The 398-nt window shown below is 77.4% G+C and carries 1 protein-coding gene; it reads left to right on the top strand.

Features of this window, described 5'->3' with window-relative positions; translation table 11 throughout:
* On the top strand, positions 1-398 hold a 398-nt coding region (locus AC1DSF_RS31160; protein WP_478184173.1), incomplete at both ends, for an ACT domain-containing protein.

Genomic DNA, 398 nt, shown 5'->3' with positions numbered 1-398 from the left:
CTGTTCCGCCTGCGCGTCTCGCTCCCCGACCGGCCCGGCTCCCTCGCCCGGGTCACGCAGAGCCTCGGCACGGCCGGGGCCGACGTCCTTCAGATGACCGTGCTGGAGCGCCTGACCGGCCGCGCCGTCGACGAGTTCACCGTGTCCTGGCCGGGCGAGCGCCCGGCGGCCCGGCTGGTCGAGGGCCTGGAATCGCTGCAGGGCGTGCGCGTCGAGGGCTGCTGGGCGGCGGGCGAGGTACCCGGCGCCTCGCCCGAACTCGATGTCCTCGGCCAGGTCTCCCGCGACCCCGGCCGCGCGGTCGCCACCCTGGTCGACGCCGCCCCCGCGCTCTTCCACGCCGCGTGGGCGGTCGCCACCCGCGGCACCAAGTCCCGCGCCGTCGTCCACTCCAGCTG

Source organism: Variovorax sp. 01N429 (assembly GCF_056399425.1).
The sequence above is the reverse complement of the archived record's forward strand: the minus strand, read 5'-3'. Positions and strand labels throughout refer to the sequence as shown.